The sequence below is a fragment of the Sulfitobacter aestuariivivens genome, assembly GCF_014763045.1.
Classification (GTDB): Bacteria; Pseudomonadota; Alphaproteobacteria; order Rhodobacterales; family Rhodobacteraceae; genus Sulfitobacter; species Sulfitobacter aestuariivivens.
Genome location: NZ_JACTAG010000002.1, coordinates 1,246,834 through 1,260,722 on the forward strand (window position 1 = coordinate 1,246,834; position 13,889 = coordinate 1,260,722).

A 13,889-nucleotide genomic window follows, 5' to 3' on the forward strand; every position below is an offset into this window, starting at 1 on the left:
GAGGAGACTTTCAGCGGCGTGATTGAGCAAGATCAAGTGTATCGGGCGAAACCGCTTTATGTGGAAGGGATGTTTTTTCCCGCAACAACGCTCGGTCAAAGTCTGCTGGGCTTCGCCACCTGCGCGACTTGCGTCTGGATTGCTGGTGCGCGGCTGGCGTATCTAGCTGATGCATTGGCGGATCGGTTCAAGCTGGCCAAATCGCTGGTCGGTTTGCTGCTGCTCTCCCTGGCAACGTCCTTACCCGAGGTCGCGACTACGCTCACCGCTGCTGTTCAGCAATCGCGCGATCTTGTGTTGAACAATCTCTTTGGCGGCATCGCTTTGCAAACGGCGATCCTCGCGATGTCAGATTTCTGGGCACGGGGCCCGATTACCAACTACCCACGCAAAGCTAACCACGCGCTTGAAGCCACGTTGCTTGTGCTTTTACTTTCCGTGGCGCTGATTATCACTAGTCTGGGTGAGACATTTGTGGTTGCTGGCGTTGGGTTGGGCAGTGTCGCCATCGCGGTGATCTACGGCGGCGCGATCTGGTTGCTCAGGCGGTATGACAACAGCAGCGATTGGGTGCCGGTTGATTTGCCCGATCCCGATCCGCTCGCCTTTCCTGCGCCTACAGGTCTGAGCAAGGCTGGAAACGCAGCCCTGATTTGGCAGGCGTTTGCGGCCTGTGTTGCCATTTTAATCTTTGGGTTGCTGCTGGTGATTTTTGCGGAGCGGATTGCCGATCAATCGGGGCTTGGCGCCGGGTTTATTGGCGTGACACTGCTGGCTGCTGCGACTTCCCTACCTGAACTGACTACCAGCATCGCGGCTGTGCGCATCGGGGCGTACACCATGGCAATCTCAAACATTTTTGGAAGCAACCTGATCATGCTTGTGCTGGTTTTTCCGGCAGACATTCTGTTTCGCGCGGGGCCAATTCTGCAAGATACCTCGCGCACTGTCAGTCTGGCTCTTGGCTTTGGGTTGATGGTGACAGCAATCTATCTCACTGGATTAATCGTGCGTCGCAAACCACGGGTAAGGGACCTGGGCCTCGATTCAATCCTTGTGCTGATCACGTTCCTAGGCAGCCTCGCGGCTTACTACTTTGTCCGGTGAAACACTTGGCCTGATTGCTTTGAGCACCTCCGGCACCACGATAATCGGCAGTGCGAAGGCACCGATCAGCAGCCATTCATCAACCCCAATCTTCACGGTGTGCAGCAGTACCTGCAGTGGTGACCAATAAACCGCAAGAACCTGCGCACCCAGTGTGATCGTAAGCGCTGCAAGCAGGAACGGATTGCTGAACCACCCGATCCGCGATGTGGTCAGGCTCAATGAGCGGAAGGCGAAGACGCTGACCTTCTCAAAGACCACCATGGCGGTGAAGGCTGTTGTGCGCGCGAGGTCAACGCCTAAATCCATCAGATGGAAAAAGATCCAAAGGCTCGACAGCCCGGTGTATGTGCCCAGCAAAACGATTGTGGCAATCCCGCGCGCGCCCAGAATGGGGGCGTCCTTTTGGCGGGGGCTTTGTTGCATCTGATCGGGTTCTGATTTCTCCAGACCCAAGGCAACAGCCGTGACCCCATCGGTCACGAGGTTCATCCACAAAATTTGAGTTGCGAGAAACACCAACGGTCCGCCAATGGCGATGTTGATGACCAGCGCAATTACCTCTCCTGCATTCGAGGATAGCAAATAGCGTACAAACTTTTGCACGTTCGCAAATTGCCGGCGCCCCTCGCCAATGGCGCGAACAATCGTGGCAAAGTTGTCGTCCAGCAGGACCAGATCCGACGCGTCGCGCGCCACATCTGTTCCTCTGATCCCCATGGACACGCCAATATCCGCCTGTTTCAGAGCCGGTGCATCATTCACGCCATCGCCGGTCATCGCGACGATTTGCCCCTGCGCCTGCAGGGCAGAGACGATGCGCAGTTTCTGTTCCGGCTTGGTGCGGGCAAAAAGTACATCACCGCGCAGGACATCGCCCAGTTGGCTGTCGTCGAGTTCGTCCAGTGCGTCACCGGTCAGATGTTGCGTGATTCTGAGGGAAAGCTGACCGGCTATGGCATTGGCCGTAATGGGGCTGTCGCCAGTGATCATTACGATGCGAATGCCTGCTGACTTGGCCATTGCAATGGCACCGCGGACCTCCTCGCGCGGTGGATCGATCAGACCAACGAGGCCAAGGAACGTCATGCTTTCCTCAACAATCTGGTGATCGGGCGCGTTGCGCCGTGCAAAACCCATCACGCGCAAACCACTTTCCGCAAGGTGCGTATAGGCATGCTCGATGCCTGCCCGATCTTCTTCGGTGAGAGGGCGTGCGCCTGATCGTGTCATCACATTGCTACAGATCTCAAGCACACGTTCGGGCGCGCCCTTGGTCAGCACCTCTGCAGTGGCACCAGACTGAAACAACACCGACATTCGTTTGCGGGCACTGCTGAACGGCAGCTCGGCCAGCAGGTTTCGTTCTTCGGGCAACTCGCACCATCCCTTATAGCCCAGTGTTATCAATGCCCCTTCTGTCGGAGCACCGACCATGTGCCAGACGTCGCCTTCACGGGTCAGATGTGCGTGACTGCAATAGAGCCCAGTCTTCAGCAACGCGCCCAATACGGGATCATCTGACGCACGAATGCGCGCACCGTTCCATTCAATATGTCCTGCCGGGTCGTATCCCGTGCCGGTCACCAAATAGGACCTGTCCGGGGTCCATATTTGTGTCGCTGTCATCTTGTTCTCGGTCAGCGTGCCGGTTTTGTCTGTGCAGATCACCGACGCGGCACCAAGCGTTTCAACGGCTTGCAACCGCCGCGCCAGCGCATTGTGGCGCACCATTGCGGTCGCGCCCAATGCCAACGTAATGGTCACTACGGCGGGCAAGCCTTCAGGGACCATGGCAACGGATAAGGACAGGCCGGTCATCACCATCTCGGTTAGGTCGCGTCCTAACCAGATCCCAAGGCCCGAAACCCAAGCGGCGACCAAGAGCGCGGCGATGCCAAGTTGACGGGCCAGATGACCCAGCTTGATCTGAAGATTGGTGGTTTTCGACCCGACCGAACTTGTCAGATGCGCGATCTTGCCGAATTCCGTCGTGGCACCAGTTGCAGTGACCTGCGCTTCGGCCCGACCAGCAGTAACCGATGTGCCTGCAAAAACGGCGTTGCTTTCGTCAGCATCGCCTTTCGCCACTGGGATGGATTCGCCCGTCAAGACGCTTTCATCCACAGAAAATGCTGCCGCACGCAGCAGTTGGGCATCCGCTGCAATCTTTGTACCCGATGTGAGGATCAGAATGTCACCAGGCACGATGTCTTTGGCTGGGAGGACTTGCTCTCGACCATCGCGCAGGACAATGGCTTGGGGGGACAGCATGTCGCGTAACGTGTTAAGCGCAGTTTCTGCTTTCCATTCCTGCACAAACCCAAGGCCTGCATTCAGGACGACTACCAACCCGATGGTCAGTGCGTCCACCCTTTCCCCAAGCGCCAATGCGACAGCGGCAGCGACAATGAGGATCAACACCAGAAAGCTGGAGAATTGTCGGAGCAGCACGCGAAAAGGGCCTGTTTGCTTCACGGTAGGCAGTTCGTTCCAGCCATGCAGGGTTCGGGCGGCGCGCACCTCGGCCTCTGTCAGACCAGTTGGAATGATGTCATCTGCCATCGTTCATCCTTTGAGCGCTTTGTGATTGAGATATCCCCACAAAGCAGGGGGTTGATTGAGCCATGTCAAAAGGTGGTGGCATGAGTGCCGTAGGATTGCGCCATATGAACACTCACCGGAGGACTGACGATGGCAAACAAGTCACCAAATGAAGAGAGAATACAGACTACCGAGGCACCGTTGAGTGCCGTCACTCAGCTTCAGGAGGCTGGATTGGGCAGCATGATGGGCATGGGCACAGCGTGGATTGAAGCTGTGAGCGACATGAGTGCGGAAGTTGCCCATTTTGTTGCGGAACGGATCAAGGAGGATGTGAAGACGCAGCACGAGATTCTGCATTGCAAGAATGTCTCCGACCTCCAGCACATCCAAGCCCAGTTCATCCAAAAAGCGATGGATCAGTATCAGGCCGAAACTGGTAAACTGGTCGAAATGGGCACTAAGGCTTTCGCAGCAAAGGAAGACTGAAACCCGAATTTAACCGAAAACGTAGTCACCGGGCGCGGCCCCCAGTGTGTCATTGAGGGCCGCGGTTTCCACTTTGTGGCTGCTGTGATCCTTCAACCAAGCAGCCCAATGCGGCCACCACGAACCGTCCCGCGCAGCATGGGTGTCAAACCATTCGGGCGCGGTCATGTGCGTATCGCCCTCCGTTTTATGCGCGAACCTGAAATGGCGCCCTTTGTGTCCGGGTTCTGACAGTATCCCGCCGTTGTGCCCGCCATTGGTCAGAACAAAAGTTACGTCTGTATCAGTGAGAAGCGCGAGCCGGTACACCGATGTCCAAGGCGATACATGATCCGTCTCGGTCGCGACGCAATAGATGTCAGCTCTGATGTCGCTTAGCGCAACAGCGTTGTCATCTACCCTGAACCGTCCTTTTGCCAAATCGTTCGTTAAAAACAGTCGGCGCAGATACTCAGTGTGCATCCGCGCGGGCATGCGTGTTGCATCCGCATTCCACGCCATCAGCGGGTTGTCCGGGGTCCGCTCGCCCAACAGATAATGGCGGATCACCCGACTCCAGATCAGATCATTTGACCGAAGCAATTGAAATGCACCGGCCATCTGATCTGCTTTGAGATAACCCTGCGTTGCCATGATATCCTCGAGAAATGCCACCTGACTTTCGTTGATGAACAATCCCAGCTCTCCCGGCTCCGAAAAATCCACTTGAGCGGCCAACAGACTGACGCTGGCAAGGCTTTCATCCCCGTCGCGTGCCAACGCGGCTGCGACAATGGATAGAAGCGTCCCGCCCAGACAATACCCCGCCGTGTGCAACCGGGGATGACCCAACTCTTTTACCCGACGGATCGCAGCTTGGATACCGAGGTCAATGTAATCCTTCATCGACAGATCAGCGTCTGTCTCATCTGGGTTCTTCCAGGATAGAATGAACACCTCGAAGCCTTGATCCCGAAGGTAGGCAACAAGCGAGCGTTGCGCCGTCAGGTCGAGAATATAGAACTTCATGATCCATGCCGGAACGATCAGGATCGGCTCTGGATGCACCTTTGCTGTGGTGGGTCGGTAGCGGATCAATTCCACTAGATCGTTCTGCATCACGACATCGCCGGGTGTTGTGGCCAGATCCTTGCCAACCACGTACCTATCGGACGTGCGTGGTTTTTTGGCGAGCAAACGGTTGAAATCCTCCATCCAATAACGTGCACCGCGTAACAGGTTTTGACCGCCTTCCTCCTGCGTGCGCTTTTGTACCACAGGATTGGTCGCCGCAAAGTTGGCGGGCGAAATCATATCAAGCCACTGACGCGTTACAAAATTGACGATTTTGGCGTGTTTCGGATCAACACCGTGCATGTCGGTCGTTGCTGCGTCCCACCAATTCTGTGCCGCCAAAAAGCTGTGTGACATGATATTGTAGGGGTAAGCCTCCCAAGCGGGATCGGCAAACCGGGGGTCTTTCTCGCCGTCCCGTATCGACGGCTCCAATGAAAGCCTTATCAGTTCCGCTTGTTTCTCTGGCGATCCAATCATGTGCAGCCACCAGTCGAGAAAGGCCGTCGCAAGGGTCGCCGGGGAAAGACCGCCGGTCACTTGTCCTAATGCCGCGTGCAAATTGGCATCTAGGCCACGCGAGACTATGCGCTCCTTTTTCATAACGCAGCCCTTTCCACCAGTGAAACGCCAGCGGCGATATCGTCACTTGGATGCGTCACAACCCGCTCGTCGACTTCCAGACCGCTCAGCACCTCGACCATTCGGTCATTGCGTCGACCCAGTATCACAGCGCGTCTTTCGGCCAACCCCTCGACGGCCACAAACACCGCCCAACCATCGTCAGACCGGAAGGCAGCGCTGAGCGGAATCTGAAGGGCATCATCGGCGCGCCATTCGACAATCCGCAGAAAGACAGAAAATCCGTCCCCCAGATTGGGTCGCTTGTCAGCAGGTGTTGTCAGATCAAAATATGCATCGACCCGCTGTTCTTCGATTCCAAGTGCCGAAACCTTGGTGCGCGCTTTTGGGTCAATGCGGTCCAGCCTGGCTTCCAGAATGTCCGCACCGCCCCAACGTTCAACATAGGCCAGCGCGCCGGGCTCAAGCCGCACGGCGTCGTTTGATAAGATATCGGCGACCAACTCCAGCGCGTCCGGATCACCGATACTGACCAGCGGCGTACCGATGCTGACGGGGCGCTCGCTTATTGCCTCGACGGACAAAACAACACCATCGCTGGGGGCCTTCACCTCAACACAACAACTCTTTTTTGCTGTCTCAGCGCTTTCCGGCAAGAGCAGGGTGGCACGCGCGCGTTCAATCGCCCCGTCGGCCATTTCGATGCGAGCCTGCGCCGCCTCAATCGTCGCATTCGCCACGGCGAGGCGTTGTGTGTCGCCTTCCATTCGTGTGATTGAGGCAACGCCCCTGCTGACCAAGGCCTGCGTCCGCTCAAACTGGGACTGGGCAAAGCGCGCTGTTTCTTCAGCCTGTTTCAGATCGGCCTGCGCCACATGCTTTGCGGCAAATGCCTCTTGCAGCGCTGCTTCGGCCTGAAGTTGTGCGCGAGCATCCAGTAAGCCAGAAGAGGCGGGTTGCACAACGGCAACCACCGTCTCGCCTGCGCTAACCCGATCGCCTTCGGACACAGGAGAACGCAACGCTGTGCCAGAGATTGGAGAGGCGACTTCAAAGAGGTCGCGCACCTGACTTTGACCATCCGCGTTGATCGTCACTTCCAGCGGGCCGCGGGTGACGGTGGCAAGATCGACCGGTACAGGATCCTCGCGAAAGCTGACATAGGACAGCCCGGCCACCAGAGTAACTCCGAAACCGATCAGAACCAGCGTGCGGGTGGAATAGGACATCGGATCACTCCCTTGTTTTCATGACGGCAACCAGATCAAGTCCATCGAGCCGCCGGCGTACGATCATCACGGAAACGAAGGCGGCTGTCAGAACGACGAGGCTGGCAACGGTGAAGGTTGCAGGTTTCAGGACCAGCGGGATCGCGTATAGGTCACTGCTAAAGGCATTGGTCATCAGTTGCGCAATCCAAGCACCGATGAGCCAGCCGAAGGGCTGTGCGATGAGCGCAATCAGCATCATTTCTCCCATCAGGATGTAGGAAACCTCGCCCCGGCCAAAGCCGAGGATGCGTAGACTGGCCAGTTCACGGGCGCGTTCGGACAGTTGAATGCGCGCGGCGTTGTAGGTGACACCGACGGTGATCAGCACCGCAATTCCAATGTAGATCGTGTTCATTACAACGATGTTCTGCTCAATCGTGTCCTGAAAGGATCGTCGGTTTTCGTTCATCTCGACAATGCCCGTGATCCGGGGCGTTTTCTTGATCGCAGCGTGCAGGGCTTCAGTCTGGCTTTCATCCAGTGTGACGTTCACCGTTGAAACGCGCGGCGCCTGGCGGAACATCGCGTTCATGGTCTCGAAATCCATGTAAGCGCCCAGCCCGAAATGCAGTTCAACCAGTGCGGTGACAGGCAGCAGAAACGTCTCGCGCCTGCCGCTGAGGAATTCGACCTCGATGCTGTCGCCCGCCTGCACCTCCAGATGTCCGGCCAATCGTTCGGAAAGCACAAGGCCGCCGGGCGGCACATCCAAAAGACGGCCCTCGGCATCCAGAACCCGGCTCAGGTCATTGCCGGGGCGACGGGATTCGACCGCGGCGCGTTTGCTCAAATGCCCGTGGCGCAGGATGGCGGCATGAAACTGCTGGCTTTCGGCCTGCAGCACCCCTGGCAGATGGCGCACGTCTTCTACGGCTGTTTCGGGCACGTCGCTGGCAAACAGCAGCATCGCGTCCTGCCGGTTGGTTTGATAGAATGCCAGATCGACAATCTCATCCAAAGCGTCATTGATGAAGGTTGCGGCGATCACGGATGCCACGGCAAAAGCGAGACCCAGAGACGTCAGAAAGCTGCGCAGGGGCCACCGCAACAACGAGCGGAAGATCATGACGGTAGATTGCGCCAGCTGCATCCGCGCCATCGCCTCATCTATGATGGACCGCTTGAACCGAGGTGGGGCAGGGGGCTGCATCGCAATCGCAGGGGCCAGTTTGGCGGCTTTCAGGGCGGCATGCGCGGCGCCAAGGCTGGTCGTCAGCAGCCCGGCTAGACCCGACGCCGCATAGACCCAATAGGACACCCGAAAGATCACGTAGGGAAAGTTGAAAAACTCCGCGTATTGCGCGGCCGTGTCGCGCGCCAGCCATGTGCCTGCCAGCCAGCCGACCCCAACACCTACGACAGCAATCAGCCCGGCAAGCATCAGATAGTGCAAACAGATTTCGGTATTGGAATAGCCGATGGCCTTAAGCAGACCAATTTCGCTGCGTTCCAGCGAGATGATCCGACCCATGACCATACTGACCAGAAAGGCCGAGATACCAAAGAATATTGGTGGCAGGATCGCGGCCATGCCTTTTAGCTGATTGATCTCAGCGTCCAGAAAGGCATCCGACTGGTGGGTCGTGCGGTCATAAGCCCCCAAACCGCCGAACGGTTCCAGCAGGGTATCAAGTGCATCGATCACCGGCGGGGTCTGCGCGCCTGCGGCCAGGGACAACGAGATATTGTTGAAAGCCCCTGTCATGTCATAGGCGGCAGCGGCGGCGCGTTCGGGCATCCAGATAACTCCGAAGGCCGAATTGTCAGGCATCATTGCGCCGGGCCCGATGGTGTAGATGAACTCGGGCGACAGGACGGTGCCAACAATGGTCAGTTCCCGTTTTCGCCCCCGCAAATTGGCGCTGAAGCTGTCACCTTCAGTTAGGACATTGGCATTTGCAAAGGGCGCGTTTACCACAGCTTCGCCTGAGCTGAGCGGATCAGGAAAGCGGCCGGAGACAAGCAACGGAACATTCAGCACTGGATCGGCGGTTTCGGGATATGACAGGATATGCCCAACGGCTGTGCGGTTGCGTCCGGGAATATCCAGGATTGCTTCGCCAGAGATACGAGCTTCAATGCCAAGCACCCCGTCAATGTGAGCAATCTCTGGCAGCAAGGACCGGGGCGCGCGTGTCGTGATCGCGAATACATCGGCAAAACGATTGCGTTCATAGTAGGCGGCCCGCGTTTCTGACAGCGCGTTATACATGCCTACCGACGTCAGCATGATCGCCACACCACAGGCCAGCACCAACGCGATCGCGACGGCCTGTATCCAAAGCCGTTTGAAATCACGAAGCAGTTTCCGGTCTATCGCTTGCATAACGTTCACCACACGATCTCGGACGGGGAAAGACGGGTCTCATTCGTACGGACTTCGCTGATCTTGCCGTCCTGAAAGAAGATCACTCGGTGCGCCATGCGCTGAATTTCTGCGTTGTGGGTAATCACAACAGTCGTCGTGCCAAAGCGTTCGTTAATGTCGCGCAAGACCTCAAGCACCTGCACCCCTGTGGTGCTGTCCAGTGCGCCTGTGGGTTCATCGCACAGCAGAATCTGCGGACGCTTGGCAATGGCACGCGCGATGGCGACGCGCTGCTGTTCACCGCCCGACATCTCTGAGGGGAAGTGGTCCATCCGCTTGCCAAGCCCGACCAGAGCAAGCGCCTCTTCTGCAGGCATCGGGTCGGGCGCGACATCCGTGACCAGTTGCACGTTTTCGCGCGCGGTCAGGCTGGGCACCAGATTGTAGAACTGAAAGACAAAGCCCACGTGATCCCGGCGGTACTTCGTCAGCCCCCGGTCAGGCAGATCGGTTAGTTCGGTATCTTCGAACCAAACACGTCCATCGGTTGCGTGATCCAAACCTCCAAGAATGTTCAACAGCGTTGATTTCCCGCTGCCCGAGGGGCCGAGCAACACGGTAAGCTCACCTTTGTAGAGCTCCAGATCTACACCCGCCAAGGCGAAAACCTGGACCTCGCCGGTGTCATATACTTTGGTGATGCCTTGGGTTCTGAATATGACGTCGGCCACGATTTCCTCCTGTTGTGACCAACATAAAATTGATCGCGATGTAGAGATTGATTGATCTCAATTCCGGGAGATCAATCCGCCCGGCTCCTGCAATTCGGACAGAAAACTCGAGATTGTGCGATTCTCCTGCGCGGTGCCTTCGGCAGAGTTGGGCAGGGCACCTGTCGCAACAAAACGACGGCCGAGGTCTGACACGCCGGCCGCAAAGGCCTTCTCAGGTGGTGAATGCGCGCCAGAAGTGAGAAAAATCGAAACGACCTGCGGCAGAGCATCACCCTGCCGCATCAAGGCGCGCAACGGCACAGCGGGGTAGGAGGTCCAAACCGGGCCAACGAGGATCACGTGGCGATACTTCGTCAGAGCGCCAAAAGTTTGAGATCCCAACGCACCTTTCTGGCGGAGACTGTCAAAACCTGCGCGTATGTATCCCAAAATACGATTGCTATACTTGGGTGCAGTGATCTCTACCTTATCGGCATTGAGTTCCTCCGCCAGTTTGGCCGCAAGCCGTCTAGAGTGACCTGACCGTGAGTAAAAAGCGATGCAAATCTCCGGCGTATCTTTGGACATACGGGTGTCTCCTTTGTTCGGTTGCCAAGGTCTGCATCCAAAGGGGCGACGTCCATTTGACAAAGATCAATGGAAGCTCGCGATCCGAGAGTTAGAACAACCCCAACAAGGACGAATTCATGCTCAATGATCATACATGGCGGTTCAGTTTTCCCGGTCTTGAGAACCTTTCGCCGGCGGTTTCAGACCTGCTCAATAAACAGGCGGTTCCGGCGGTTTTGAAGAAAGATGCGGTGATCTTCGGACCTGGCAAACCGGCAGAAAACCTGTTGCTTCTGGGATCTGGCACAGTCCGGGTGCAGCAACTTTCTGAATCGGGCCGCGAGATCGTGCTTTATCGTGTGCATGCCGGGGAAAGCTGCGTGCTCACCACGGCGTGCCTCCTCGCCTTTGAAGACTATTCTGCAGAGGGTGTCGCGGAAACGAATGTCGAAGCGATCCTGATTCCGCGCGACACATTTGATAAACTGATGGCGGTCTCGATAGAATTTCGCGCATTCGTTTTCGAGGCCTATTCAAAAAGGATTACCGACCTTTTCATGGTGATCGAAGAAATTGCCTTTAAGCGCATGGACATCCGCGTGGCACAAAAGCTGCTCGATTTTCAGGATGCGCACAAGGCTCTGCACGTGACGCATCAGCAGATGGCCTTGGAACTAGGAACGGCGCGCGAAGTCGTTTCACGGCAGCTGAAGGAATTCGAGCGGCGCGGATGGTTGACCCTGAGCCGCGGCTTGATCGAACTCCGCGATCCTGCAGCCATCGGTCGTTTGGCCCAGGCATCCTGAGCGATATGCGGTTCTTGTGACAATGTCACAGACAGGTCCGCCATCTCGAAGCAATATGACAATAGTAACCTCGGAAAGGATACAGATATGACTGCCAACCTAGGAAGCCCCGATCGCTTGTTAAGAGCAATTCTCGGCATCGCATTGATCGTTTTGCCGTTGCTGAACATGCCCGCCATATGGTCCAGCTCTGCCTTGGCCTATGGCAGTATAGCTGTTGGATTGATCCTCGTTCTTTCCGCACTTATCCGATTTTGCCCGCTTTACCGTATCTTCGGTGTCTCGACCTGCAAGCTTTGAACAACTGAGACTTTATCGACACCACCGGCCTGCTTCACAGGAGGCAAATTGATCGGTCTTGCTGCTTTCCGCCTAACGCCTTTGCGCGAGCGGATCATGGGAGTAACGGTCATTGTGTCGGGTGCAGCGTGGCCCGCGAGCCGCTCTGGCGGATATGGCGACTTCGATGCTCGCGTGCATGCTCCCCTTGCGCTTTGGATATTGCTGGTGCTTGACAGTTCCATTTTTTGGGGACGATGTTTTACCTCTCATTAGGGCTTTTCTAACATCTTGAATCTGGTCAATAGTTCGCAATCGTATCCTTCATCACTATCGGCTTTGGGGACTCGTTTTGGAGCTGGGCTGGCGGCTGTAGGCTGGGACGACGGCCACGCACGGTTTGCCGACCTTCGGTCTGTTTACGGCTTTTCTTGTTGATGGGTTCAATTTCCCGACCAGCGGCCGAAGGCATTGATACTGATCAATCAAAGCGTTTCCGTCTTGGGTATGGTGGCGTCAAACAACCGATTGAGGATATACAATGCCTGACCTTTCACACTTCAGGAAACTGATCACAGACCGCCTTGAAGAACTAGATGTGCGCATTCATGAGGTCGATCATGAGTTAGGCGAACCCAAGTCGGCGGACTTGAACGATCAGGCCATCGACCTTGAAGACGACGAAGTGTTGGAGAGCCTCGGTGCAGCTGCGCAGAAGGAGATCTTGCTGCTCAAGCTAGCGTTGGGGCGAATAAAGGATGGTTCTTACGGCACTTGCGCAAAATGCGAGGAACCCATCTCCGATGCGCGTTTGGAGGCAGTACCCTATGCGCCACTTTGCAAGCGATGTGCTCAGGCTGCTTGAGCACTGCGGCGAACAGCCCAGAGGGTTGCGATTGGGCCTATCAGTTCGAAAATCACCGTCGCACCAATGATCAGTCCGATGGATTGATCCGCCCAAGCTGGCAAGGCTTGCCCCGCGATCAAAGCCATCCCGATGGCGACCCCGGCCTACGGTAACAACGCTATGCCAAATAAGGGGCGTTGCGCGTGTGGTGCAGCAGATATCGCGGCCCCGATCCAGCCGCCCAGCAGTCGCGAAACCGTCCGAAAAGCGATCAACGCGCCTCCGACCGCGCCCATGTTCAACAGCGTTTCAAGTTCAAGCGCTGCACCTGCAAGTATGAAAAAGACGATCATGAAAGGCCATTGCACGTGCTCAATCTCATGAAAGGCGCGGGTGTGATATGCCGCTAGGTTCACAATCAACGTCCCTAAAAACATGCCTATCAGCAGGAAAGACACGCCAAACCATACCGCGAGACCAGCAGTTAGAAACCCGATGGTGAGGGCCTCGATCTGCAGTGGCTTGCCGTCTGAAATCCGCCCTGTGAGATGTGCAGCCGGCAGGCCAATGACAACGCCATGCACCAATACCCCGCAGAGGAATACAGCAACCAGTGTCAAAGCAGAGACTTTGACAGCATCAGTAAACATGGCCATCTGGTCAGGCAGCAATCCTATCGTGCCTGCCAACAGTCCGCAGATCAGCAGCAGTGTTGCGCGGGGGATCTGTGTCCTGCGTCCCAATTGGTCGGCGGCCAACCCCACGCAGAATAGCGAACCTAAAGTCATCGGTGCGTAGGGATCAGTCATCACACGAATTCCCAACTTAAGCTTTGAACAGGTCTATTCCTGTATCGCTTCAAGGTAATCCAGCAAGCTTTCGAAATCGGTTTCCAACACTTCACCATCAGCACCGCCCTTGGGGTGCACATGGTGCAATCCTACACGCGCGAAATCTGGCATCGGCCCTGCAAGATCGTTTTCCTCGGTCAGCCCAAGGACGTATTGGCGCACATATGTACGCGGGAAAATTCCAGCGTTGCCTGCGCTTAACCCTACCAATTCAGGCGGTACAACCCCCAAACCCAGCGAGGCAGGCCCCGCTCCTTCGCCAGCGGCACCATGGCACTGCGAACATTCCTTAGCATAGACAATTTGCCCACGTTCAACCGCTTCGTTGGCGAAGGTATCTTGGGGTAGATTGGTGTCCAGCGTGCAAGCTGTAAGCAAAGCCGCACCCATACTCATGGAGATGGCGGTTCGAAATTGCATGGCGCGTTCCTTGCTGAATCTTCTTTTCCTATGTCGCACGATGGCTTCG

The 13,889-nt window shown here is 56.4% G+C and carries 13 protein-coding genes; 5 read left to right on the forward strand and 8 right to left on the reverse strand.

Going from position 1 to position 13,889, the window contains the following annotated elements; translation table 11 throughout:
- Positions 1-36: 36 nt before the first annotated feature.
- The gene (locus tag H9Q16_RS15890; RefSeq protein WP_191076391.1) at positions 37-1,107 is read left to right on the forward strand and encodes a hypothetical protein; all 1,071 of its coding nucleotides are present in this window, start codon (positions 37-39) and stop codon (positions 1,105-1,107) included.
- Here the strand turns inward: H9Q16_RS15890 and H9Q16_RS15895 are convergent.
- Positions 1,072-3,672, reverse strand: coding sequence for a cation-translocating P-type ATPase (locus H9Q16_RS15895; protein ID WP_191076392.1), 2,601 nt, complete (start codon positions 3,670-3,672; stop codon positions 1,072-1,074). The genes H9Q16_RS15890 and H9Q16_RS15895 overlap by 36 nt on opposite strands.
- 129 nt (positions 3,673-3,801) lie before the next feature.
- On the opposite strand from H9Q16_RS15895, the gene H9Q16_RS15900 reads away from it, so the two are divergent.
- The gene (locus tag H9Q16_RS15900) at positions 3,802-4,140 is read left to right on the forward strand and encodes a phasin family protein (RefSeq protein WP_191076393.1); all 339 of its coding nucleotides are present in this window, start codon (positions 3,802-3,804) and stop codon (positions 4,138-4,140) included.
- Positions 4,141-4,149: 9 nt separating this feature from the next.
- On the opposite strand, the gene H9Q16_RS15905 is transcribed toward H9Q16_RS15900, so the two are convergent.
- From H9Q16_RS15905 to H9Q16_RS15925, 5 genes are read right to left on the reverse strand one after another with little or no spacing between them, the layout of a single operon-like run.
- Positions 4,150-5,796, reverse strand: coding sequence for a PHA/PHB synthase family protein (locus H9Q16_RS15905; RefSeq protein WP_191076394.1), 1,647 nt, complete (start codon positions 5,794-5,796; stop codon positions 4,150-4,152).
- Complete coding sequence (locus H9Q16_RS15910; protein WP_191076395.1) at positions 5,793-7,004, reverse strand: efflux RND transporter periplasmic adaptor subunit; 1,212 nt, start codon at positions 7,002-7,004, stop codon at positions 5,793-5,795. Before H9Q16_RS15910 ends, H9Q16_RS15905 begins: the two co-directional genes overlap by 4 nt.
- 4 nt (positions 7,005-7,008) lie before the next feature.
- Positions 7,009-9,372, reverse strand: a complete 2,364-nt coding sequence (locus H9Q16_RS15915; RefSeq protein ID WP_191076396.1) for an ABC transporter permease — start codon at positions 9,370-9,372, stop codon at positions 7,009-7,011.
- Positions 9,373-9,377: 5 nt separating this feature from the next.
- Positions 9,378-10,085: an ATP-binding cassette domain-containing protein gene (locus H9Q16_RS15920; RefSeq protein WP_191076397.1), complete on the reverse strand. Its 708-nt coding sequence runs from the start codon at positions 10,083-10,085 to the stop codon at positions 9,378-9,380.
- A 57-nt stretch (positions 10,086-10,142) separates the two neighbouring features.
- A complete protein-coding gene (locus H9Q16_RS15925) occupies positions 10,143-10,655 on the reverse strand; it encodes a flavodoxin family protein (RefSeq protein ID WP_191076398.1) in 513 nt (170 codons plus the stop codon).
- Positions 10,656-10,774: 119 nt separating this feature from the next.
- Here H9Q16_RS15925 and H9Q16_RS15930 point away from each other — a divergent pair, with 119 nt between their 5' ends.
- From H9Q16_RS15930 to H9Q16_RS15940, 3 genes are all read left to right on the forward strand, one after another.
- Positions 10,775-11,443, forward strand: a complete 669-nt coding sequence (locus H9Q16_RS15930) for a Crp/Fnr family transcriptional regulator (RefSeq protein ID WP_191076399.1) — start codon at positions 10,775-10,777, stop codon at positions 11,441-11,443.
- Between the two features lie 87 nt (positions 11,444-11,530).
- Positions 11,531-11,743, forward strand: a complete 213-nt coding sequence (locus H9Q16_RS15935) for a YgaP family membrane protein (RefSeq protein WP_191076400.1) — start codon at positions 11,531-11,533, stop codon at positions 11,741-11,743.
- Between the two features lie 520 nt (positions 11,744-12,263).
- Positions 12,264-12,587, forward strand: coding sequence for a TraR/DksA family transcriptional regulator (locus H9Q16_RS15940; RefSeq protein WP_191076401.1), 324 nt, complete (start codon positions 12,264-12,266; stop codon positions 12,585-12,587).
- A gap of 146 nt (positions 12,588-12,733) precedes the next feature.
- Here the strand turns inward: H9Q16_RS15940 and H9Q16_RS15945 are convergent, their stop codons facing one another.
- Both H9Q16_RS15945 and H9Q16_RS15950 read right to left on the reverse strand, forming a co-directional pair.
- The gene (locus H9Q16_RS15945; RefSeq protein ID WP_246455777.1) at positions 12,734-13,378 is read right to left on the reverse strand and encodes a cation:proton antiporter; all 645 of its coding nucleotides are present in this window, start codon (positions 13,376-13,378) and stop codon (positions 12,734-12,736) included.
- Positions 13,379-13,411: 33 nt separating this feature from the next.
- Entirely contained in the window at positions 13,412-13,840 is a 429-nt protein-coding gene (locus H9Q16_RS15950) for a c-type cytochrome (protein ID WP_191076402.1), read from the reverse strand.
- Positions 13,841-13,889 lie beyond the last annotated feature (49 nt).